Genomic DNA, 23190 nt, shown 5'->3' on the forward strand with positions numbered 1-23190 from the left:
TCGCGTCCGGGATAACGGCCTCTTTGCGTCGTGCCATGCAGGGGCTCCTTTCGCTTCAGGATAACCCCACCGAGCACGAAATTCCGGATACTCCCCTTGTGCGCCTTGATCAGGTTCTCCATTTGCCCGCGGGCGCAATAGACGGTCTCGTACGGCGCCTTGGGCGTGCCCGCCAGATTGGTCATGATGAACCGGGTATCAGTGCCCTGGGCTGACGCCTCGACCCGGGCGATGACCCGCCGCTCGACCTTCCAGGTGCGGGCGGCGTAACGGAACTCGCGGAAACGCCGAACCTTGTCGTCCTCGCCGGCGAGCCGGCCCATGGCGGCGTCCTCGGCCAAGTCGGTGACGCGCCTGAGCAGGACCGTGTTGCCGCCCAGGCCGAAGACGTAACCGACGCGGTTGCGCTCGCACCAGCTCATCGCCTCGTGGCGGCCGTAACGGCTGTCGCCGCGCACCAGAATATCGACGCGCGGCCAGCGGGCGCGGATGGCCCGAACGACATGGCGCAGCACCAGCGCCACCTCGGCACCGTCCGGCGTCTTGCCGGGCCACAGGATGACGGCGACCGGCTTGCCCGTCGTCGCCTCGTAGATGTGCATCGGCAGGAAGCAGCGCCCGTCGTAATGGGCGTGGAAGAGGGACAGTTGCTGGGCGCCGTGGACGCGGTCCTCAGTGTCGTCGATGTCCAGCACGAGGCGCCGCGGCACCGTGGCGAAGCTGTCGCAGAACAGCTCCACCATGGCGGCCATCATGCGCTTGAGCGCCACCGGGCCGGGCAGGTTTTCCAAGCGGCTGATGGTCGGTTGCGAGCACAGATCGGCGCCGCTTTCCAGCAGCCGGCCGACCGCCATTTTGAAAGCGGGATCGCTGCCCAGGGTGTCGCAGTCGTTGGCATCCGGGTAGCCCACGGCGCTCAGCAGGGCGCGGAAGCGGATCATCTCCGCCAGCGTGTGCTGGATGCGCTCGGGAGCGCGCGTATCCTCGATGCAGTCCGCTAGGCGCTCGCAGATTTCGAGCCGCCGGTCGATCTCCGCCAGCAGCAGGATGCCGGCGTCGGAGGTGAGGCGGCCGTCATCGAAGGCGGCGTGAACCGGCTTGCCGGCAACCGGTGACAAGCCGGGCAGAACCCCGGTACTCTCGGCCATGGCGGGCGTGAACCCCGTTGATCCGTGGTGAGACTGCTTCAGCACCAAAATCATACACGAATTCAGCGGCTTAACCTCGCGCCCGCCATCCCAGCTTCAGCTCCGGTGAATTATCCGGGCTAGTGGCCGATGGAGTTGGCGGGCGGAGGCCTGACCGCCGACGCCTTTGGCGAACGCCGCCCCAACCGACAGGCCCAGCGCAACGGTTGCCGCGAGGACCATCGGGAGCCGCCCCGCATGGCCGAAACGGCGCTCGCTGCATCCTTGAAGGGGAGCATGTGTGGGGCATCTCGACCCACCGCGTCGACGTGCCGATCACGGCGTCCCTGAATCGCCTGCTGGTGTCCAAGGCCGCAATCTTTTGGACGGCGTTCCTGCGCAAGCATCGGCACCGCCTTTTCTCCAGGACGATGCCAAGTCGCCGCTCCGCTCCAAGATGCCCAAGCTCGCATCCTTGCTGGACGAAGCTGAAACCGACGCGCTGGCCTTTCTGAGCTTCCCGAAGGAGCATAGGCCTAAGCGGCCCTCGACCAACTCCATCGCGCGGCTGAACAACTCAATCAAGCGGCGTACTGAAGTGGCGGGCATCTTCCCCGGCGAGGACGCTATCATCCGCCTCGGCGGCGCCCTTCTGGCGGAGCAAAACGATGAATGGGCGGTTCAGCGGGCGCGCTCCTCGACCCTGGAAACCATCGCTCCGCTCGACGATGATTCCATCGTCAGCCTGCCCGCCGTGGCCGCTTGGCGCCCAAGCCAAACTCGCCGGAGATCGGGAGCGGTTTTCTGCCTTTGGCGCCACGCGCCGGGACGGGATCTCAGCCGTAGCCAAACCCTGCAGCCGCATCCGGGGAAATGCACAACCATACAGGGCATAGTTTGTCTCCGTTCCAGCTTTTGCTGTAGCACTCAAAAGTGGAAAAATTTTCAACCATATCGATAAATTCGGCGTCCAGTTGCCGCGCTCCGTTGGCTTAGCTGTTTCACTCGCGCCAATAATCCTCCCAAAAAAGGCTAGCGTTTTGCCCAGCTTAAGGAAGCGTGTTTACGACATGATGTCGCACCGACGTATGGGCGCATGCCATTGGAAGGCCGCTATCAACAACGATAAAAATCTATTAAGAGCTCTCGCATAGCGGGCTGTTGGCCGGTGCGGCACCAAAATAGGTTTGACTCGTATGCATATACTTTCTACCTTTTGCAACTGCTGAGCGGTATAGGTTCTATAACTCCTTGTGCCGGTTCAGTGGTTCACGGACGGAGGGTCGTTATGAGGGCGTTTTGGGGTGCGGTGGTCGGCGCGACCTTGCTGATGGCATCGGCTGGCGTGCAGGCTCAGGAAAAGCTTCGGATTGGCCACGTGCTGCCGAAGGGTTCGCAGTTCAGCGAAGCCGTGCGCGTGATGAACGAGGAACTCCAGCGCCGCACGAACAACAAGTATGTGCTGGAGGAACACCCGGCCAGCGTGCTGGGCTCCGGTCCGGCCATGCTGGACGCCGTGAAGCTCGGCACCATCGACATGGTGCTGTCGTCGTCGGGCGGCGCGCTGGCGCAGTTCAATCCCAACATCGGCATCCTGGACCTGATGCTGCTGTTCCGGGACGAGGCCCACGCGGATCTGGTCCTGGACGGCCCCATCGGTGCGGCTCTCCTCGATTCCTTCAAAGATTCCGGTGCGGTTGCGCTGGGTTGGGCCGAGAACGGATTCCGGCAGCTCACCAACTCGCTCCGGCCGGTCAAGACTCCGGCCGATTTGAAGGGCATGAAGGTGCGCATCGCCGAGAGCGAGCTTTACAAGCAGGCGTTCCTGACTCTGGGGGCAGAGCCGTTCTCCATGCCCTTCGCGCAGCTCTATCCTGCTCTGAAAAGCGGGCAGGCGGAAGCGCAGGAGAACCCGGTCACCACCATCGTCGGCTCGAAGCTGTACGAGGTGCAGAGCCACATCACGATCAGCAAGCACACCTATTCTCCGGGCGTCTTCCTGATCAACAAGGAGTTCTTCGATGAGCTGTCGCCCGAGCTGAAGACCGCCTTCATCGAGGCGGCCCGCGCCGGCGGCAAGGCTTCGCGCGAGTTCGTGCGCAGCCGCGACCGTGAGGGCATGAACACGCTCAAGACGACACCGATCACCATCACCAACGACTTTGATCGCGCGGCGTTCGAAGCGGCTCTCGAGCCCTTCTACAAGGAAGCGGCCAAGAAGTTCACGATGGAAAAGATCCTGGCGATCAAGAACGCCAAGTAATCAGCACGCTTTGGTACCAACGGCGGGCGGCTTCGGCCGCCCGCGACAGCGGCGGGGAACCCGCGGGGCCGGACATATCGGGCTGCTGCGCCTTCCCCACCCCCTTGACGCGATCTCGCGCCCAACGTCCAAGCGACGTCTTTCCAACGGGTGTCCGTATGTTTCGTTTGGCCTCGCACATGAAGATTTCGCAGAAAATCTACGTAGGCTTCATGGCCACGATCGCCTTGATCGTGTTTCTGGGCGTTCAGTTCGTGAACAACGTCGGTACCATCCGCGACGAACTTGAACGGGTCATGGCCGTCGGTCACAACGCCATGAGCACGGCTCGCCTCGTCGAGATGAGCGAGCACATGGACCGGGCGGTTCTGACCTACATCGCGTCCCAGTCCGAGGCCGACCTGTTCAGCGCGCGCAAGGAAGTGGACGTGTTCGTGCGCGCCATCGGCGAAACCGACGCCCGCACGGAATCGACGGCGGACCGGGCGAGCATCAGCGCGCTTCAGAAGGCCGCAAGCAACTACCGCGCCGCCTTCGACACGACCGTCGAAGCGGTCACCCGCCGTCGCGAGGGCGTGGGCCAATCCTTCCTGGTCGGTGCTCAGCTGAACACCACCGCCGTGGCCTTGGTGGAAGGCGCGCAGAACAGCGGCGAGGCGCCGGCGCTTCAGGCTGCGCTGCGCCTGCAGCAGGCTCTTCAAGCCACCCGCATGGCGGCGGCCCGCTATTTCACCACCTTCGATCCCAACGACGCCGACTCCGCCAAGGGCGAGCTGGCGCGTCTGAGCGACACGATCCAGGAAGCCAAGCCGGTCATCACGAACAAGCGCCTGCTACGCTTCCTCGGTTCCATGGAGCCGCAACTCGTCACCTTCACCAAGGGGCTGGAGGACGCCGTCGTCGGCAGCCAGTCGCTGATCGAATCGCAGGCCCGGATCCGCGACATCCTGGCCGAGCTGGAGCGCGTCGTCCGCAGCATCGTCACGACCTTCTCGGACATGCAGACGCAGACCCAGTCGCGCGCCGTCGAGGCACTCGACGCCAGCTGGCGCCAAGCCGTCATCACGCCCGTCATTGCGGTGCTCGCCGGCATTGTCTTTGCGCTGCTGATCGCCAACTCGATCGTCAAGCCCGTCCGCAGCATGACGTCGGCCATGAGCGTGCTCGCCAAGGGCGACACCTCGATCCACATCCCGGCCACCGAGAATCGGGACGAGGTCGGCGACATGGCCCGCGCGGTCCAGGTGTTCAAGGAAAACGCCATCCACATGGAGCGGATGCGCAACGAGCAGGAAGAGCAGCGGCAGCGCAACGAGGCGGAAAAGCGCGAGACCATGGGCAAGCTGGCCGAGAATTTCGAAAGCACGGTCATGGATGTGGTCCAGCTCGTCATCCGCGAAGCCGAGGTGGTGGAGACCAACGCCCGCCTCGTCGCCAACGTTGCCGAACAGACGGTCGAACTGGCCACCCAGGGTGCCTCCGCCACCGAGGAGGCAAGCATCAACGTCAAGATGGTGTCGGAGGCGGTGGAGGAGCTGTCCCGTTCCGTCGCCGCCATCAGCAATCAGGCGTCCCAGTCCACCGAGATCGCCCGCGGCGCGGTCAACGAGGCGCGCGAGACCAACGGAGTCGTCTCGGCGCTCGCCGACGCGGCCGGCCGCATTGGCGACGTGGTCCATATGATCGAGAACATCGCCAAGCAGACCAACCTGCTGGCGCTGAACGCAACGATCGAGGCCGCCCGCGCCGGCGATTTCGGCAAGGGCTTCGCCGTGGTCGCCAACGAGGTGAAGGCGCTTGCCAACCAGACCACCGTCGCGACCGGCGAGATCAGCGTCCAGATCGACGCCATCCAATCGACAACCTTCAGCGCCGTGAACGCCATCAAGCGGATCGGCGAGACCATCGATCGCATGGACAGCATCGCCATGAGCATCTCGGGGGCGGTGCAGCAACAGTTCCAGGCGACGACGGAGATCAGCGACAACCTGCGTCAGGCGGCGTTGGGCACCACAGAAGTCGCCAGCACCATCACCCACGTGCTCCACAAGGCGACGGATGCCGGCAGCTCTGCCGAACTGCTCCTGGAAAGCTCGGGCACCCTGACCCACCAGACGTCGCTGCTTAAGGACGAAGTGAACTCCTTCACCGACCGCATCCGGGCGTCCTGATGCCGGGCGAATAGCCGGGGTGCTGGCGACGGCACCCCGGCCTTTCCGCCAACATGATCGCCCGCCAAGCTCAGCTGCTAAAAATCACCTGCGAAAAATCGCGGCGCCGGAGCGGGGGTATATCCCGCTCCGGCGCCGTCGTCGTGCTTCCGTGAGGATGCTTACTGAGGCGGCTTGTTGGACAGCGGCGCCCCGACTTCGCCGATGTAGAAGGCGAGCAGCCGGACAGGGTCCTTGCCCTCGTTAACCCCGCGGTGGAATTCTGTCGTCTCCACGAAGGCGTCGCCCTTCTTGTACACGTGGACGGTGCCCGACACGCTCCGGATGCTCAGCTCGCCCGTCAGGATGTAGGTGACCAGCGGGATGGGGTGGTTGTGGACGCCGGTGTCCGCGCCCGATGGGATTTCAGTGACGCGCACCGTGACCTGGGGCATGCCCGTCGGGTAGACGATCGGAACCCCGTTGCTGTGGGTCGTGGACTGCAGCAGGACCGAGGACTTCGGCATCGGAGGCGGCTTGACCGCTTCGGTCGTCGTGGTCTCGGCCTGTGCCGGCGCTCCCGCCAGCAGGCCGGCGGCGAGCAGGAGGCCGCAGAGGCTCAGCCTGCGGCGCAAGTTGGCATCGACGGTGCTCTGCCGCTGTTTCGTGAAATAGACCATGGCGCTCTCTTCACTTGAAGGGGAGGGTTGGACAGGGCGCCTTCGGCTCTGAAACTCAGGCCGGATCCGCAGCGGTACGACTCCCCTCGCGCATCGCCAGGGAAATGAGGGCGCCCGTTGAAAGAGCGGCAAGAACCAAGGCCACACATCCGGGCCACCCTGCGGTTTTCCACAGAAGGCCGGGCGCAATGGCGCCAAGGCTACCGCCGAGGTAAAAGCAGCAAACGTAAAGGCCGGCGGCCGCGCCTTTGTTCGTTGTCGCCACTCGGCCCACATAGCCGAGCGCCAGCGACTGACACAGGAACACGCCGCCGAGGAAAATGCCGGTTCCCACGACTACGGCCGCGAGATGAGGCAGCAAAAGGAGCAGCTGTCCGACCGCGCAGACGCCGAAGGCCACGCGATAGGCGTTGCCCGTCCCCAGGGTGCGCAGCAGCCAGCTGTTGACGAATGGGGCGGTCGCGCTGAGCGGATAGACCAGGAAAACGAGCCCGATTCCCGCCGCCGTCAGGTCGAAGGGTGGGGCCGCCAGATGGAACCCGAGGTAGGACAGGCACGCGGTCATCGAGAACAGGACGGTGCCGCCGCACAGGCTCACGGCTCGGATCCGGCCATCGCGGAGATGCTCCCGCATGCCCCGGAGGTTGGACAGAATCGACCCGGTCGGGCGCGCGGCGTCCGGCGTCAGCCAGAGCGCGACGAAGACCGCGCACAGCGCGGAGACGCCGGCCAGGGCCGCGAATCCGCTCTGCCATCCGGTGAGATCGGCGAGCAGCCCGGCGACGAACCGGCCTGCGAACCCGCCGATGGCCGATCCGGTCACGAACATGCCGGTGACCGACGCGCCGCGTGCCCCTTCCCAGCGGGTACCGATGTAGGCGACCGCGCCGGTGAACAGCGCCGGCAGCACGATGCCCTGGGTGAAGCGGACGGCCAGAAGCTCGTCCAAGGTGCCGCACAGCGTCAGAAGCAGCGTCAGCGGCACCAGGATGGAGATGGCCGCCAGCATGGAGCGCTTGCGGCCGAAGCGGTCGGTCAGCGGTCCGGCCAGCGGCGCCGACAGGGCGACCGCCAGCGTCGTCGCGCCGATCACCGCCCCGGTCTCCGCAGGGCTGGCCGAGAAGCTGCTGGCCAGCTGCGGCAGGACCGATTGGGGCGCGTAGAGGGGCAGAAACGCCGCGAACCCCAGGAGAAAGATCGCCACCCGCTCCCGCAGCAGGATCGGGGGAGGAGCGGGCAGGGCGGAGGACGCATCCTCGGACCTATGTTCCTCCTCCGCCTCGCGCGCCTTCTCGGATTGATGGCCGTCCATGGGATCCGCGTCGCGCGATCAGTCTTTGACGTTCAGGTCGAACTCGACGCTCGACTTGTCGGATTCGGTGATCTGCGGAACGCCGAAGGTGATGGCCATGCCCTCGGGCCCGCGCAGCCGGATGATGGCGTTGATGCCGTCGGCGGCTCCCCAGAAGAGTTTATGCTGGCGCACGCTCTCCTTGCGGTCGATGACCGCCTCGATCAGGCAGGGGCCGCTGGCCGCCATCGCCTCCTCCAGCGCACCGTTGAAGTCCGCAAGATCGGCTGCCCGCCACGTCCGCCAGCCGGCGGCCTGCGCCGCAAGGCTGATGTTCAGAGTCGGGGGCGCGATGAAGTCCATGGCTTCCGGTGTCTTCGACATCGGCAGATATTCGAAGATGGCGCCGCCGCCGTTGTTCAGGACGACCAGCACGATGTTCAGGTCGCCGGCGAGTTGCAGGCTGCCCACGTCGTGCGAGAAGGCCATGTCGCCGATGACCGACAGGGTCTTCATCGGGCGCTGCGCCGCCGCGACGCCGACCAGCGTGCCGATGGAGCCGTCGATGCCGTTCACGCCGCGGTTGGCGAACAGACGCAGCCGGGTCTCGGTCCGGCCGGAGAAGCTGTCAGCGTCGCGGACGGCCATGGAGTTGCCGCAGAAGAACACGGCCCCGTCGGGCGTCGCCTGGACCAGCCGCCGCAGGATCGGCGCTTCCCAGAACATCGTGTCGAAGGCGGTGTGCGACAGGCCGTCGATGTAGGTGTCACAGGCGACGAAGGACTGCGCCCAGGACGCCGGGGCGGGGCGAAGGGCTCCCGACGCGACCAGCGCCTTGCACAGGGCTTCGGGGCTGGCGCGCACGATCTCGGTCAGGCGCAGGATCGGGTCCTGCCATTTGGTGGTCGGATCGACGCCGATGTAGTCGGTGCAGTGGGTGTTCTGAAGGTAGGTCAGGACCGGCTTCGAGATCGGCGGCCCGCCGAAGTTCATCACCCATTCCGGCTTGTGGGTGTCGGTGAAGCGCGTTGCCCGCAGGAAGGAATCGGCGCGCGCGATCACCGGAACGTCGCTCGGCGCGCCAAAACGCAGGTTGCTGAAGGGGTCGGCGATGATCGGCGCGCCGAGCTGGCGCGACAGCTCGTAGATGGCGGCCGGGAAGCCCGGCTCGTCGATTTCGCCGGCGCCGCAGACGATCACGCCGGGGCGTCCGGCCAGGGTCTCGGCAAGCCGCCGGGCGTCGGCCTCGTTGACCGTCAGGACGGGGGTGGTCACCACCGGCGGCGTGGGAACGGGGCGCTTGTTGCGGGCCTGCGCGACCAGCGGGTCGCGGAACGCCTGGTTCACATGCACCGGACCCGGAGTGGCGCCCGAGGCCTGCTCATAGATGCGGGAGGCGAGCGGCGAGAGCGAGTCGATGCTCGCGTCGGGAAGCTGGATGTTGTGGGATGCCCGCACGTGCTGGCCGAAGGCGCGGATCTGGTCGATCGCCTGCGCGGAACTCCGGTCCTGGTTTTCCGGTGCGCGATCCGCGGTGATGATGATCAGCGGGATCATTCCGTAGTTCGCTTCCATGACGCTGGGGTAGAATTGCCCCACCGCCGACCCGGATGTGCAGACCAGGATGGTCGGCTTTTGCGTCACGCTGGACAGTCCGAGCGCGAAGAAGCCGGCCGACCGTTCGTCGATGACGACCGACACTTTCAGTTTCGGGTTGGCGCGGCAGGCAAGCGCCAGCGGCGCCATCTGCGCGCCCGGGCACATCACAGCGTGCGTGCAGCCCGCCTCCACCAGGGAGTCAATCAGGAAGGCTGACCAGACAAAGTTCAGCTCCGCATCGCCGGACACGATCCCGCGGAAGGTTGTGTTGTCGGTTTCCGCGGGCGCCTTGGCTGCAACGGGTTGCGCGTCTGCAACTCGCTGCGTGGCCTGTGCCGCTCCATCACCGGCAACGCGCTCTGCCAATTCAACCGAGTTGCTCACCATAGCCCCCTTTGGAACGCCATCGTATGCCATACAAACGCGATGACCGCATAATACGTTAGTTTCTGTTGTTAGCACAACTTGAATATGGACTTTTGGAAATCATCGACAATTTATGATAATCACGGTTCAAGAAGAGAATGATGGGCGGTTTCTGATCTTTGAGGCTCGCACTCGCGGTTTTGGTCAGGGTGTCTAGCTGTGAATCGCTCTACGGTTGATGTCTAGGCTGTGACTATGCAACGTGGGGTGTCGCTTCTTGGTCCAGGCAAGAAGGAGGGGTGCCGGTGCGGCGTTCGGCGTATTGCGCGTTTAGCGCTCTGCGGCTTGGCAAAAAACACCAAAAACGGGCATTTTAAAGAATGGAACTTGAAGGCGCGGCGTTTCGTCTGCTTGCTTACCACTATTGTTAGGTTATGCTGCTGTCGTGTGACTTATTATCGCTCCATCACCAGTTGGGCATCGATGCCGGTTTGGGACCCTCAACCGCACTCCGACGCACCCGTCCTCGATGGGCCGGATCGCCGCTGACCGTGCAGGATTGTCGCACCGATTGGGCCGCTGGCCCGGAGCATGCCGCATGCGGAAACAGACGGTGACCAGCCATGCCAACGCAGGACGCAGACGGCGCCCCCTGCTGTATGCTGCCGTGGCACTGGCGGTTCTGGCCGGTTTCTGCGCCGTCCTCGGCATCGAGCTGATTCGTTCGCACGCCAGCGAACAGGCCTACGCCCGGCGTCACGCGGAAAACCTTGTGCTTGCCCTGGAAGGCCATGTGCGCGCCACCGTCCGGCGCATCGACCAAGTCCTGCTGGAGACCCAGTACCGGCTGCAGGAGCGTTTTCCCGACGGGTTGCCGTCCGGGACCGTCGCCACCGATCTTTTCGCCGAGGTCAACGCCGATCTGGCACGGATGCTGGCCTACATCCCGGAGTCGCAGAGCCTGCGCGTCGCGGATGCGAAGGGGATCTTTGTGTTCGACGCGAGCAGCGTCCCGCCGCCGGCCACCATTTCGGATCGCCGCTATTTCCTGGCGAACCAAGGCTACCCCAAGGCCGGTCTGGTGATCTCCGAGCCGATCTTCGCGCGCGCCACCAGCAACTGGGTGATCACGCTGAGCCGGCGCCTGGAGGACCGCGACGGCAATTTCGCCGGACTCGTCCAGGGGGCGGTAAACGCGCAGTTCTTCGAGGAATTCTTCAAGACGCTGAACACCGGCGAGCAGGGTTCGATCACCATTGCCGACGCCGACCTGCACCTGATCGCCCGCCATCCTGCCTTGCCCGACCGCTTCGGCGAACGGATCAACAACCAGGTCCTCGCCAACGAGTTGAGGGAGCACGAATCCGGATCGACGGTCGCGCGGTCGTTCCTGGACGGCGAGACACGGATCTACGGCTACCAGCGGGTCAAGGATCTTCCCTTCGTGATTCTGGCGGGGCTTTCCTACGACGATGCGATGGCCGGCTGGTACCGCAAGGCCGTTTCCTACGGCCTGTTCGCGACGATGCTGGCGGCGGCGCTGCTGGCTCTGATCCTCGTCTGGCAACGCAGCCACAGCCGTGCCATCGAAATCGCGCAGGACATGACGGCGGCCTACGCCGACACGGCGGCGCGCATGCGGGCGCTGCTGGACAGCATTCCCGACCTCGCCTGGATCCGGGGCACGGATCTCCGCTTCATCGCGGCCAACGAGGCCTACGCCACCCAGTTCGCCCTGGGCGTGGACGACATCATCGGTAAGCCCGTGCAGGATTCCTGGGCCAATGGCGGGGCGGCGATGTTCCACGCCGAGGACGCCGCCGTCCTGAACGGAGTCCCGGAAATCCGCTCCGAGGTCGAGACGCGCGATCCCCTGGGGCGGCGCCTCGTGCTGGAGGTCATCCGCGTACCGGTCAAGGACGCGGACGGCGCGATCACCGGCATCGCCGGGGTGGCCCGCGACATCACCAGCCGCACCGAAGCGGAGGAGCAACGGTCGGAAAACCAGGCCATGTTTCAGGCGATGTTCGAGGCGGACAGCGCGATCAAGCTGATCCTCGATCCGGAGGATGGCGGCCGGGTGATCCACGCCAACCCCGCTGCGGTGATTTTCTACGGCTACGCGCCGTCCGACCTGCTCGCCATGACGCTGGGGGATATCGAGGCGCGCGGCGATGCCCAGAAGGAACCACCGCCCAACCGCGCCTTCAAGGGCACGCGGATCGTGGCGCACCGGCTGGGATCCGGGAAGATCCGGCAACTCGAGGTGCATTACAGCCCACTGCGGCTGTCGGGGCGGAATCTCGTCTACGCCATCCTCTACGACGTTACCGAACGGGAACGGGAAGCGGCGCGGCAACGTCTGGCGGCCAGCGTGTTCCAGAACGCCCAGGAGGGCATCATCATCTGCGACAGCCGCAGTCGCATCGTGGACGTCAACCGGGCCTTCACCCAGATCACCGGCTACTCGCGCGAGGAGGCGATCGGGCGCGATCCGTTCATGCTGCGCGCCGGACAGGAGGCCGTCGATCCCTACCGCGATCTCTGGGCCACAGTGCGTCGGACTGGCCAATGGCGCGGGGAGTTGGTCAACCGCCGCAAGGATGGCACGCTCTGCACCGAGTCGCTGAGCGTCACCGCCGTCTACGACGCCGAAGGCAACGTCGAAAACTACATCGGTATCTTCAGCGACATCACCACCCACAAGGAGACGCAGGCCCGGTTGGAGCGCATGGCCTATTTCGACGCGCTCACCCAACTGCCGAACCGCGTCCTGATCACCGACCGGCTGCGGCAGGCGATCCGCCAGTGCGACCGCGACGGGAAGATGCTCGCGGTCTGCTACCTCGACCTCGACGGCTTCAAGGAAATCAACGAGGCGGACGGCAACAGCTGCGGCGACGCGCTTCTGATCTCCGTGGCCTCCCGGCTGGCCGGCAACCTGCGCACCAGCGACAGCATCGGCCGGTTGGGCGGCGACGAATTCGCCGTGATCCTCGGCGACCTTGATGATCAGGCGCAGGGCGAGACCGCCTTGCGCCGGGTGCTGGACCTCTTCGCCGAACCGTTCGAGGTGCCGGGCCGCGCCGTCGCCATTACCATCACGGCCAGCGTCGGCGTCAGCTATTACCCGACCGACGGCGACGATCCGGACGTCCTGCTGCGGCAGGCCGGCCAAGCCATGTTCAGCGCCAAACAAGCCGGGCGCAACCGATACGCCGCCTTCGATCCGGAGCGCGACCGGCAGGCCCGCACCCTGCATGAGACGCTGAGCCGAATCGACGCCGCGCTCCGGGCGGGGGAATTCCGGCTGCACTACCAGCCCAAGGTGGACATGCTCCGCGGGACGGTGGTGGGGGCCGAGGCGCTGATCCGCTGGCAGCATCCGGACCGCGGTTTGCTGGCTCCCGGAACCTTCCTGCCGATGGTCGAGGAGACGCCGCTCGCCGTCTCCATCGGCGACTGGGTTCTGGAGGAGGCGCTGCGTCAGATGGAAGAATGGTCGCGCGACGGGCTGAATCTTCCGGTCAGCGTGAACGTTTCGGCGCGGCAGCTTCAGGAGGACAATTTTCCGGAGCGGCTGGGGGCGCTGCTCGACCGCTACCCGACGGTGCCCGCCAACCGTCTGGAGCTGGAAATCCTGGAAACCAGCGCGCTTGAGGACATGGCCCAGGTCTGCGCGATCATCGAGCGCTGCCGCCAGTTCGGGGTCGAGTTCGCGCTGGACGACTTCGGAACGGGCTACTGTTCGCTTGCCTACCTCAAGCGACTGCCGGCGAGCACGTTGAAGATCGACCAGTCCTTCGTTCGCGGGATGCTGGACGATGCCGACGACTTCGCACTGGTCTCGGCGATCATCGGCCTGACCAAGGCGTTCGACCGCACCGTGGTGGCCGAGGGCGTGGAAACGCCGGAGACCGGTGCGGCCCTACTCCGTCTCGGCTGCCACGTCGCGCAGGGGTACGGGGTGGCGCGGCCGATGGCCGCCGACTTGATCCCGGCCTGGGTGCACGGATTCAAGGTGCCGGACGTCTGGCGTCAATAGCTGGTCCGGTCGGAACCGCGCGGCCCTATGGGTCGGAAACGGTCCTTCATCGCGCCCCGGCAGGAAAGAGCCTCAATACGTTATGGGGGCTCTCGGCTTCCGGAAGGTCCTGGAGATCGTCCCGACCACCCGGGGGCAGCATTGTTGGCAACGGGGAACCAGCGTGGTGGTCAGCGTGTGCCGGATCGGATTGTAGTCCCGCAGTTCCGGGACGAAGCCCCTCACTGTGGCCAAGCACGCGTTTTCCTTCGCGAACCGGAGGAAGGCCGCCTCTTGGCGCAGGGTGCCGATGACCTCCGGGTGGGCCATCGGCACCGGCTTGACGAAGAGCCCCGGATAGCCGGACTGGTACACCTTGAAATTGCGGTTGCGGCGGCTGGTGGCGGCGAGCGTAAAGTCGCCGTCGACGATGTCGCTCGCTTGCAACGTGCCGCGTCCGATCAGATAGGGTGCCAGAGTTTCGGCAATCAGAAATATGTGTGACCTCGGGTGGTGGCGGCATATCCGCTCGCGGACGGTCGGGTGTGCCGCCGGAACGCGAGCTGTCGCGGGCGCTTCGTCGGCAGCGCGCTAAAAAAGGCTGACGGGCGGCATCGCTGGGTGCGGCGGTGTGCGCTGTCGCTGGGGGGAGTGATACGGGCAGTCTTGCCAGCCGGTCGGGCCGACTGGGGCGAAATATGCCGGCGGTGGTGCTGGAAGCGGCGGCGCAGCCGCGTTGCCCGCGGGTGCCGGTTCCTGGGGATGGCCCTGATCGGGGTTGAAGGCTTGCGCATAACGCAGATGTGGGCGTTTTACACGTATTTGTGTGCCGGGATCATCATGGTGAAGTCATTCAAGTCAAATGACCTTCGGCAAGCCCGGCGGGGTTCAGTTTCAGCAACGCCATGTTCGCCGGCTCCATCGACAATCTTGTCGGCGACACCATCGCCGACTGCTTCGGCAGCGGCGCATTGCGCTTCACCGGCGCCAGCGGCACCCTCGATCAGAACGGCGCTACACACCGCGAAACCATCGTGTTGTCCGGCGCGGATCATCACCACTACTGGCGCCTTGGTCGCGCCGGGGCAGACGCCGTCGATTTGGACGACGAGCAACCCGGCTGGGGCGGTCCGGAATCGCGATCCGTTTCGCAGGCTGCGCCAATGGACAGGGCGCAGAAACCTGCCTCCGCTGAACGTGCTGAAACGTCGGTGGTCTCAATATTCCGATTTTACGACAAAGTGGTACTATGACCCTGCTGACGGCCAGGTCGCGCCTGCGCCGGACCCCGATCTGTGCGAGGAACCATGCCGCTCTATTCCTACCGGTGCAAAGCCTGTGGTCATGAGTTCGAAACGCTGGTGCGCGCTTCCGACGTGCCCGTCTGCGCGTCCTGCAACAGCCAGGATCTCGACAAGCTCGTGTCGCTCGTCGCACCGGAAGCCAAGTCGAAGGGCATTCTGGCGAACACCCGCGCCGTTGCGAAGAAGGAAGGGCACTTCAGCAACTACAGCAAGGCCGAGCGGTCCAAGCTGTAGCCGGGAATCAGCGCCCCTCCGGAATGCCGTACTTGCGCAGCTTGTTCGCGATCATCGTGTGCGAGGTGCGCAGGCGTGCCGCCAGCTTGCGGCTGGAGGGAAAACGCGGATAGAGGCGGCGCAGGAGCGTGCGCTCGAATCCTTCCAGCGCCTCTTCCCAACTGGCGGATTCCGGGGCTTCGGCGCCGTCCTCCGCCCCCATGCGGGCGCCGGCCAGCTCCAGGTCGGCGGCGTCGAGATAGGCGCCGTCGCTCATCGTCACCGCGCGGAAGACCACGTTTTCCAACTGGCGCACGTTGCCTTGCCAGGAGTTGGCGAGCAGGGCGGCGCTGGCCGCCACGGTCAGGCGGCAGGGCGGCCGGCGCGCCTGGGCGCAAGCGCGCGCAATGAAATGGCGGGCTAGCAGCAGGATGTCCTCGCCGCGTTCGCGCAACGGCGGGACCTGTAGCGTCAGCACGTTCAGGCGGTAGTAGAGATCCTCGCGGAAGCTGTGCTCCGCCACCATGGCGTTGAGCGGGCGATGAGTCGCGCTGATGACGCGGACATCCACCGTCTGCTCCCGCTCGCCGCCGACGCGGCGGAAGCTGCCGTCGTTGAGAAAGCGCAGCAGCTTGGCCTGGAGGTAGGGCGACATCTCGCCGATCTCGTCCAAAAAGACGGTGCCGCCGTGCGCCAGTTCCAAGAGACCCGGCTTGCCGCCGCGCTGCGCGCCGGTGAAGGCGCCGGGGGCATAGCCGAACAGCTCGCTCTCCGCGAGGCTCTCCGGCACGGCGGCGCAGTTCAGCGCCAGGAAGGGCTTGTCGCGGCGCGGGCTGGCGCGGTGGCAGGCGTGGGCGATCAACTCCTTGCCGGTGCCGGTCTCGCCCAGGATCAGCAGCGGCGCGTCCACCGCCGCCACGCGCGCGGCACGCGCCTTGAGTGCGCGGATGGCGGGGGAGTCGCCCAGGATGCGGTCGAACCCGCCCTCGTCGAAGTTCTGCAAGGCGTGCAGGCGCTCGCCGAGGCGGCTTGGCGCGAACAGGGTCACGACGCCGCCGGCCGCCCGCCCGTCTTCCACGATGGGGGTGGCGTCCAGCAGGAAGGGGCGGCCGTTCAGCATCATTTCCTGCCCCGGCAGGCGGAAGCCGCTGTCTACCAGCATGTCGGTCAGTTCCGCGTCACCGAACAGCCGGCCGACATTGGCGCCGCTCAGCTCCTTTTCCGGGCGCCCGGCGACCTCGGCCGCCGCGGCGTTCGCCACCACGATGCGACCGGCGCGGTCCACGGCCAGAACCGGGTCGGGCAGGGCGGCCAGCAGCGCGTCGAGGTGCAGCCGCCGCCGGGTGCCCGGCAGGATGTCGATGGGGGTGACGGAGCGCACGCCCTCCACGGTCCGCAGCGCCGCGTCCAGCGGGCCGAGCGCCTGGGTGTCCAGCTCCGGCGCGTCGATGTGGATGTGCGGCGGATCGACCTCCACCGCGACGACGTTCAGGCGGCGCTTCGCCAGCACGGCCAGAATTTCGTGGGCGATGCCGACGCGGTCGGTGAACAGGACGTCGATGCGCATAGGCCAATCCCGGTGGCGATGGAGGTGCTGCGAACGGGTGATGCGTAAACGAGTAAATACAGTGTAACGATATGTGTACGCAATCGCCAATGCACTGAAATCGTTCGGTTTTGATCGTGGCCCGTGGTGTGCCGCACGCCGATCTGTAAACTTTTGTGTACGGTTACGCGCCGCCACGTGTCCCGAACCCTAGCAAATCCGCCGTTTTGGCGGTTGGCATCCGGATTGCTGATGGTTTGGAAAGCCAATCTGCGAACTCGGGAGCCTTCCATGCGCGTCATCGTCCTCGGCAGCGGCGTCATCGGCGTGTCCACCGCCTACTATCTGGCGAAGGCCGGGCATGAGGTCACCGTCGTGGACCGGCAGAACGGTGCCGCGCTGGAGACCAGCTACGCCAACGCGGGCGAGGTGTCGCCGGGTTATTCCGCGCCGTGGGCCGCGCCGGGGCTGGTCGGGAAGGCGATCAAGTGGATGCTGATGAAGCACTCCCCGTTGGTCATCCGACCGAAGATGGACCCGGCCATGTGGGCGTGGTGCCTGAAGCTGCTCGCCAACGCCAACGAGCGCAGCTACGAGATCAACAAGGGCCGCATGGTCCGGCTGGCCGAATACAGCCGCGACTGCCTGCGGGATCTGCGCGACGAGACCGGCATCCGCTACGACGAGCGGACCAAGGGCACGCTCCAGGTTTTCCGCACCCAGAAGCAGGTCGATGCGGCGGCCACCGACATGGCGGTGCTGGACCGCTACAAGGTCCCCTATTCGCTGCTGGACCGTGACGGCTGCGTGGCGGCGGAACCGGCGCTGGCGCTGGTCAAGGACAAGATCGTCGGCGGCCTCCAACTGCCGGGCGACGAGACGGGCGACTGCTTCCGCTTCACTAATGTGCTGGCCGAGATGGCGGCGGGCCTGGGCGTGGAGTTCCGGTACGGCATCCGCATCCAGGGGCTGGAAAGCGACGGGCGGCGTGTCACCGGCGTGCGGACCGACGCGGGTACGCTGACGGCGGACGCCTATGTGGTGGCGCTCGGCAGCTATTCGCCGATGCTGGTCAAGCCGCTGGGCCTCGACCTGCCGGTTTACCCGGTGAAGGGCTACTCGCTGACGCTGCCCATCGTGGACGCGGCGGGCGCCCCGGAATCCACCGTCATGGACGAAACCTACAAGATCGCCGTGACCCGCCTCGGCGACCGCATCCGCGTCGGCGGCACGGCGGAGCTGACCGGCTACGACCTGACGCTGCGGCCAGGCCGTCGCGGGCCGCTGGACCATGTCGTCAGCGACCTGTTCCCGACGGGCGGCGACCTCGCCAAGGCGGAGTTCTGGACCGGCCTGCGTCCCAACACGCCGGACGGCACGCCCATCGTCGGCTCGACCCCCGTGCGCAACCTGTTCCTGAACACCGGGCACGGCACGCTGGGCTGGACCATGGCCGCCGGCTCGGGCCGCGTCGTTGCCGACGTGGTCAGTGGCCGGCGCACCGAGATCGACATGGAAGGGCTGACCGTGGACCGCTATGGCCGCCCGGCATTGGCCGCGTCCGGCACCCGTCCGGCCGTGGGCGTTGCCCGCCCGACTGCGTGATTGTGTCAGGAGTGATTGTGTGAGGGGTGTTCGTGCCGGCTGTTCTCGCCGGCATGGACGCCCTCCACGAACCCTGGCCCGTCACCGAAGCCGACGCCCGCGCCGTGCAGGAGCGGTTGCGCGGGCTGGTGGTGACGCGCGACGACTTCGGGCCGCTGCGCCGCCTCGCCGCCGTCGACGCGCATTTCAACGAGGAGCGCGGGCTGACCTGGGCGGCGGTCGCGGAGATCGATGCCGACACGCTGCAACTGACCCGCAGCGTGCTGCTGAGCCGCCCGACCGGCTTTCCCTACATCCCCGGCCTGCTGTCCTTCCGCGAGGCCCCGGCCATGGTGGAGGCCATCGGCCTGCTGCCGGAGCCGCCCGACCTGCTGGTCATCGACGGGCAGGGCACCGCACACCCGCGCCGTTTCGGGCTGGCTTGCCATGTCGGTGTGCTGACCGGGCTGCCGGCCATCGGTGTCGCCAAGTCGCGTCTCGTCGGTCGCTATGAGGATCTGGGCAACGAGCGCGGATCACGCGCCCTGCTCTGGCACCGGCGGGAGGTGGTGGGGGCGGCGCTGCGCACCCGCAACGGCACCAACCTGCTGTTCGTCTCCCCCGGCCATCGGGTCAGTCTGGAGACCTGCATCGACCTCGTGCTGCGCTTCTCGCCGAAGTGGCGCTTGCCGGAGCCGATCCGCCTTGCCGACGCCATCTCGCGCATGCACGGGTGAGCGGTCAGGATGCCAGCACCACGGCCGCCAAGCGGGGCAGCAGATCGTCCCAGCCTTCCAGTTCCACGGTGCCGGCCACCTTCGGAGCTCCGGCCAGGGCGAAGACCGGCTTGCGGAATTGCAGGCCGTAGGCGATTTCCGACAGGGTCCCGTTGCCGCCGCCGATGGCGATCAGGCACAGCGTGGCCCGCGCGATGATCGCGTTGCGGGCGACTCCGATCCCGGTGGCGATGGGAACGGTGACGTAGGCGTTGGCACTATCCCACTCCTCGCCGGGCAGCAGGCCGATGCTGATGCCGCCCTTGCTCGCCACGCCCTTGCAGACGGCCTCCATCACCCCGGCCCGCCCGCCGCACAGCACGGTCAGGCCGAGTTCCGCCAGCTCCGCGCCGATGCGCTCGGCAAGTTCGTATTGGAAGGGCGACGGCTCGCGCGGGCCGATCACGCCGATGGGTGGACGGCAGGGCGAACCACTCTCGCGCTGGAGCCAGCCGATGGCCGCCGCGTCGCCGATGGGCGTTGCGCTCCCCGGCACCTCGCTGACGATCCAGGCGCGGGCGACGGGGTCGAAACGCCGGCCCCGGCTGTCCCACAAGGTGCTGCGGTCGGCGTCGAGCATCCACATGGCGGTCCCCCTCCTTGAGCGGGCGCCAGTATGCACACTCGGCCGGTCAGCGGCGGGCGAAAACGCTCTCGTTGATCCGAGCGGTGTCGAAGGCGCCCAGCGATCGCACCTGATCGGCGGTGGTGGACAGGATAACCGCCGCCAGACCGGGCTCGACGCTCGCCGCGTCCCAGGGCTGGGCGTAGGGACCGCCGATGCCGCTGGTGGGTTCGACCACCACGGCCTGAAGGTTGCCGATCTGATCGAAGATGAGGTCGCTCACGGTGCCGAAGCCGTCGTCGCCCTCGGTCTGCACCGGTCGGCCGAGCAGGGCGGCGGCGCGCCAGTCGCCGGGACGGCTGATCGGCTGGGGCTCGTTGCGGATGATCGTCAGCACGTCGGCGCTGGTCGCCGGAAAGGTCAGGGTCCCGTCGATGGAGCCGGCCATCAGTTGCGTCCAGGGCACGGAGAAGCGGGCCTGCCCGGCGTCCAGCATGCCGCTCGCCTCGATCACCACCGATTGCAGCCGTCCATCCGGACTGATGACGAGGTCCACCACCTCGCCCAGCTCCTCGCCGACCAGCCCGTTCACCTCGGTCCCGATCATCGTGTCGGCGCGCCAGCCCTGGTACAGCGACGCGTAGGACCAGCCGCCCGGCAGCGCGGACATCTGTGGGGAACCGTGCGGCGCTTGGGCGAAGGCGGTCGCGGTGGAAAGGGTAAGCAGGGTGAGGAAGACGCAAAACCGCATGGATCGTCGCTCCCGATGGTGACTCCCGATGGTGCTGCAAGGGGGCCGTACTATCGGGAAACATGGGGGCAGGGGTGCGGTTCCTGCCGGAACTCCCTGGGCTTACTCCGGTTGCTGGCGCAGAGGCCAATCGAAGAGGGAAATCCCATGGCACAGACGCTCAAGGACAAGACCGTGGCCGTGCTGGCCACCGACGGCTTCGAGCAGGTCGAACTGACCGAACCGGTGAAGGCGCTGCGCGACGAAGGGGCGACGGTGCGGATCGTCTCGCCCCGGACCGGCCAGATTCAGGGCTGGAAGCATCACGACAAGGGCGACCGGGTGGATGTGGACGTAGCGCTCGACCAAGCCGACGCCAACCGGTTCGACGCGCTGGTCCTGCCGGGCGGGGTGATCAACCCCGACGCCCTGCGGCTGGAACCGAAAGCCATCGACTTCATCCGCAGCTTCGTCCAGTCCGGCAAGCCCATCGCCGCGATCTGCCACGGCCCGTGGACGCTGATCGACGCGGGCGGCGTGCGCGGCAAGCGCATGACCTCCTGGCCGTCGCTGAAGACCGACCTGACCAACGCCGGGGCGAATTGGGAGGACAGCGAGGTGGTGACCGACAAGGGCCTCGTCACCTCGCGCAAACCCGACGACCTGCCGGCCTTCTGCCGCAAGATGATCGAGGAGTTCGCCGAAGGGCGGCACCACGGCCATCGGCACGCGGCGGAATAGCCGCCCTCACGGCCCCTCCCGCTCCAAGGCGGGAGGGGTGACGAGTTTGCGATCTTTGGGCGGCCGGGCGGATGCGCTATTCTTCCGCTCATGAAAGTTCTCGTGATCGAAGACGACCGGCAGGCCGCCTCCTACCTCGCCAAGGGACTGAAGGAGGCCGGGCACGTCGTGGACGTCGCCAACGACGGCAAGGAGGGGCTGTTCCTGGCCGGCTCCGAGCATTACGACGTGATGATCGTGGACCGCATGCTGCCCGGCCGCGACGGGCTGTCGCTGGTCGAGATTCTGCGCGCCACGGGCAACGACACGCCGGTGCTGTTCCTCTCCGCGCTCGGCAGCGTGGACGACCGCGTGAAGGGGCTGAAGGCCGGCGGCGACGACTATCTGACCAAGCCCTTCGCCTTCTCCGAACTGCTCGCCCGGATCGAGGTGCTGGTGCGCCGCCGCAGCGCCGCCCAGCCGCAGACCAAGCTGACGGTCGCGGACCTGGAGCTGGACCTGCTGTCCCGCACGGTCAAGCGCGCCGGCAAGCCCATCGAGCTGCTGCCGCGCGAGTTCGCCCTGCTGGAATTCATGATGCGCAACGCTGGCAGCGTGGTGACCCGCACCATGATGCTGGAGAATGTCTGGGACTATCACTTCGACCCGCAGACCAACGTCATCGACGTGCACATCGCCCGCCTGCGGCAGAAGATCGACAAGGACTTTTCCGTGCCGCTGATCCACACGGTGCGCGGAGCGGGGTACAGCCTGCGGGCGCCCCAGTGATGGGTGATCCAGTGACGGGTGGCCCAGTGACGGGTGGCGCGTGAAAGCACTTGTGATTTCTGCCCTGCGGCTGGCGCGCACCACGCCGTTCCGGCTGGCGGTGCTGTATCTGGCGATGTTCGTGCTGTCGGTGGCCCTGATCCTCGCGGTGGTGTACCGCACCACCGCCGGCTTTCTGGAATCGGAAATCGGCGAGACCATCGCGCTGGAAGTCGCCGGCCTTCAAGACCAGTACCGGGGTCAGGGCCTGCGCGGGCTGGTCGATGCGGTGCGCGACCGCAGCGCGACGTCGCACACCAACTCCGTCTATCTGCTGACCACCCCCGGCGGCGTGATCCTGGCGGGCAACCTGTCGGCTTGGCCGACCGCGGTGCCGGACGCCAGCGGCTGGACCCATTTCAAGGTCGCCGAGTATGGCGGCACCAGCGACCGGCCCTCCACCGCCATGGCCGTCACCTTCACCTTGCCGGGCAAGTTTCGCCTGCTGGTCGGCCGCGACATGAGCGAGATCGACCAGCTGCGCGGGCGCATGATCGCCTCACTGCGCTGGATTCTGGCGGTGACCGCCCTGCTGGGGCTGGGCGGCGGGCTGCTGGTGGCGCGCGGCGCCATGCGGCGGATCGAGGCAATCAACCGCACGACCCGCCAGATCATGGCCGGCGACCTGACGGGCCGCGTGCCGCGCTCCGGCGGCGGGGATGAGATCGACCGGCTGGCCGGCAACCTGAACGCCATGCTCGACCAGATCGAACGGCTGATGACCGGTATGCGGCAGGTAACGGAAAGCGTCGCCCACGACCTGCGCACCCCGCTGACCCGCCTGCGCTCCCGCATCGAACTGGCGCTGATCCACGAGACCGAGGACCCAGAGGTCTACCGTGCGGTGTTGCAGGAGACCATCGCGGAGGCCGACCGGTTGCTCGCCACCTTCACCGCGCTGCTCTCCATCGCCGAGGCGGAATCGGGCGCTAAGCGGACCGAGTTGGAACCGGTGAAACTCGCCGAGCCGGTGCGGATCGCCGCCGACCTTTACGAGCCGGTGGCCGAGGACAAGGGCCAGACGCTCGTCACCGACATCCGGGGCGAGCCGGTGGTGCGCGGCAACGGCCAACTGCTGGCGCAGGCGGTGTCCAACCTGCTCGACAACGCCATCAAATACACACCCGAGGGCGGACGCATCGCGCTGGTGCTGGAGGGAGCGGCGCATGGGCGCGGCCCCCGCGTGACCATCGCCGACAACGGGCCGGGCATCCCGTCGGACATGCGCGAGAAGGTGCTGCAACGCTTCGTCCGCTTGGACACCGCGCGGGCCTCGCCGGGCAACGGGCTGGGCCTCAGCCTCGTGGACGCGGTGGCCCGGCTGCACGGCGCGCGGCTTGTGCTGGAGGACAACGCGCCCGGCCTGCGGATCAGCCTTGAGTTCCCGGCGAATGGCGGAACGTTCGCGACCCCACCCCATTGAG

18 protein-coding genes and 1 pseudogene are annotated in these 23190 nt (G+C 66.7%); 11 read left to right on the plus strand and 8 right to left on the minus strand.

The features are described 5' to 3' along the window. The coding region (locus J2852_RS21210) for an IS1380 family transposase (protein ID WP_209879348.1) at window positions 1-1148 on the minus strand (1148 nt) is incomplete at its 3' end. A 337-nt stretch (window positions 1149-1485) separates the two neighbouring features. Between J2852_RS21210 and J2852_RS21215 the strand changes: the two are divergent. The 3 genes and pseudogenes from J2852_RS21215 to J2852_RS21225 form a co-directional block, all read left to right on the plus strand. Further along, window positions 1486-1890: pseudogene (locus J2852_RS21215) on the plus strand (transposase); the annotation flags it as partial. 525 nt (window positions 1891-2415) lie between these two features. Beyond that, entirely contained in the window at window positions 2416-3390 is a 975-nt protein-coding gene (locus tag J2852_RS21220) for a TRAP transporter substrate-binding protein (protein ID WP_209879351.1), read from the plus strand. 212 nt (window positions 3391-3602) lie between these two features. Continuing rightward, window positions 3603-5561 carry a methyl-accepting chemotaxis protein gene (locus J2852_RS21225; RefSeq protein WP_246499892.1) on the plus strand — a complete coding sequence of 653 codons (1959 nt, stop codon included), beginning with the start codon at window positions 3603-3605 and terminating at the stop codon, window positions 5559-5561. Between the two features lie 161 nt (window positions 5562-5722). Here the strand turns inward: J2852_RS21225 and J2852_RS21230 are convergent, their stop codons facing one another. From J2852_RS21230 to menD, 3 genes are read right to left on the minus strand one after another with little or no spacing between them, the layout of a single operon-like run. Continuing rightward, window positions 5723-6220 carry a cupin domain-containing protein gene (locus tag J2852_RS21230; RefSeq protein ID WP_209879357.1) on the minus strand — a complete coding sequence of 166 codons (498 nt, stop codon included), beginning with the start codon at window positions 6218-6220 and terminating at the stop codon, window positions 5723-5725. Between the two features lie 55 nt (window positions 6221-6275). Next, entirely contained in the window at window positions 6276-7532 is a 1257-nt protein-coding gene (locus J2852_RS21235) for an MFS transporter (RefSeq protein ID WP_209879360.1), read from the minus strand. 18 nt (window positions 7533-7550) lie between these two features. Continuing rightward, complete coding sequence (gene menD, locus J2852_RS21240; protein WP_343206795.1) at window positions 7551-9359, minus strand: 2-succinyl-5-enolpyruvyl-6-hydroxy-3-cyclohexene-1-carboxylic-acid synthase; 1809 nt, start codon at window positions 9357-9359, stop codon at window positions 7551-7553. A gap of 715 nt (window positions 9360-10074) precedes the next feature. Between menD and J2852_RS21245 the strand changes: the two genes are divergently transcribed. Beyond that, window positions 10075-13521: a bifunctional diguanylate cyclase/phosphodiesterase gene (locus tag J2852_RS21245; RefSeq protein WP_209879362.1), complete on the plus strand. Its 3447-nt coding sequence runs from the start codon at window positions 10075-10077 to the stop codon at window positions 13519-13521. A 72-nt stretch (window positions 13522-13593) separates the two neighbouring features. On the opposite strand, the gene J2852_RS21250 is transcribed toward J2852_RS21245, so the two are convergent. Next, entirely contained in the window at window positions 13594-13947 is a 354-nt protein-coding gene (locus J2852_RS21250; protein ID WP_209879364.1) for a hypothetical protein, read from the minus strand. A gap of 458 nt (window positions 13948-14405) precedes the next feature. On the opposite strand from J2852_RS21250, the gene J2852_RS21255 reads away from it, so the two are divergent. Together J2852_RS21255 and J2852_RS21260 are read left to right on the plus strand one after the other, a co-directional pair. Next, window positions 14406-14753 (plus strand): hypothetical protein, encoded by a 348-nt coding sequence (locus J2852_RS21255; RefSeq protein WP_209879366.1) that lies wholly within the window; start codon window positions 14406-14408, stop codon window positions 14751-14753. A 54-nt stretch (window positions 14754-14807) separates the two neighbouring features. After that, window positions 14808-15038 carry an FmdB family zinc ribbon protein gene (locus tag J2852_RS21260; protein WP_209879368.1) on the plus strand — a complete coding sequence of 77 codons (231 nt, stop codon included), beginning with the start codon at window positions 14808-14810 and terminating at the stop codon, window positions 15036-15038. Between the two features lie 7 nt (window positions 15039-15045). On the opposite strand, the gene J2852_RS21265 is transcribed toward J2852_RS21260, so the two are convergent. Then, window positions 15046-16584 carry a sigma 54-interacting transcriptional regulator gene (locus J2852_RS21265; RefSeq protein ID WP_209879370.1) on the minus strand — a complete coding sequence of 513 codons (1539 nt, stop codon included), beginning with the start codon at window positions 16582-16584 and terminating at the stop codon, window positions 15046-15048. Between the two features lie 270 nt (window positions 16585-16854). On the opposite strand from J2852_RS21265, the gene J2852_RS21270 reads away from it, so the two are divergent. Together J2852_RS21270 and nfi are read left to right on the plus strand one after the other, a co-directional pair. Further along, window positions 16855-18168 (plus strand): D-amino acid dehydrogenase, encoded by a 1314-nt coding sequence (locus tag J2852_RS21270; protein WP_209879372.1) that lies wholly within the window; start codon window positions 16855-16857, stop codon window positions 18166-18168. A gap of 32 nt (window positions 18169-18200) precedes the next feature. Next, window positions 18201-18884 (plus strand): deoxyribonuclease V, encoded by a 684-nt coding sequence (gene nfi, locus J2852_RS21275; protein ID WP_209879374.1) that lies wholly within the window; start codon window positions 18201-18203, stop codon window positions 18882-18884. Window positions 18885-18888: 4 nt separating this feature from the next. On the opposite strand, the gene J2852_RS21280 is transcribed toward nfi, so the two are convergent. After that, window positions 18889-19509 (minus strand): TIGR00725 family protein, encoded by a 621-nt coding sequence (locus J2852_RS21280; RefSeq protein WP_209879377.1) that lies wholly within the window; start codon window positions 19507-19509, stop codon window positions 18889-18891. A gap of 46 nt (window positions 19510-19555) precedes the next feature. Next, on the minus strand, window positions 19556-20239 hold the full coding sequence (locus J2852_RS21285; RefSeq protein WP_209879379.1) for a PRC-barrel domain-containing protein: 684 nt from the start codon (window positions 20237-20239) through the stop codon (window positions 19556-19558). Between the two features lie 147 nt (window positions 20240-20386). Here J2852_RS21285 and J2852_RS21290 point away from each other — a divergent pair, with 147 nt between their 5' ends. The 3 genes from J2852_RS21290 to J2852_RS21300 all read left to right on the plus strand — a co-directional run bounded on the left by J2852_RS21290 (window position 20387) and on the right by J2852_RS21300 (window position 23189). Next, entirely contained in the window at window positions 20387-20959 is a 573-nt protein-coding gene (locus J2852_RS21290; RefSeq protein ID WP_209879382.1) for a type 1 glutamine amidotransferase domain-containing protein, read from the plus strand. Between the two features lie 90 nt (window positions 20960-21049). Beyond that, window positions 21050-21727 (plus strand): winged helix-turn-helix domain-containing protein, encoded by a 678-nt coding sequence (locus J2852_RS21295; RefSeq protein ID WP_209879385.1) that lies wholly within the window; start codon window positions 21050-21052, stop codon window positions 21725-21727. 52 nt (window positions 21728-21779) lie between these two features. Further along, the gene (locus J2852_RS21300) at window positions 21780-23189 is read left to right on the plus strand and encodes a sensor histidine kinase (protein WP_343206796.1); all 1410 of its coding nucleotides are present in this window, start codon (window positions 21780-21782) and stop codon (window positions 23187-23189) included. Window position 23190 lies beyond the last annotated feature (1 nt).

The organism is Azospirillum soli, from assembly GCF_017876165.1.
Lineage (GTDB): Bacteria > Pseudomonadota > Alphaproteobacteria > Azospirillales > Azospirillaceae > Azospirillum > Azospirillum soli.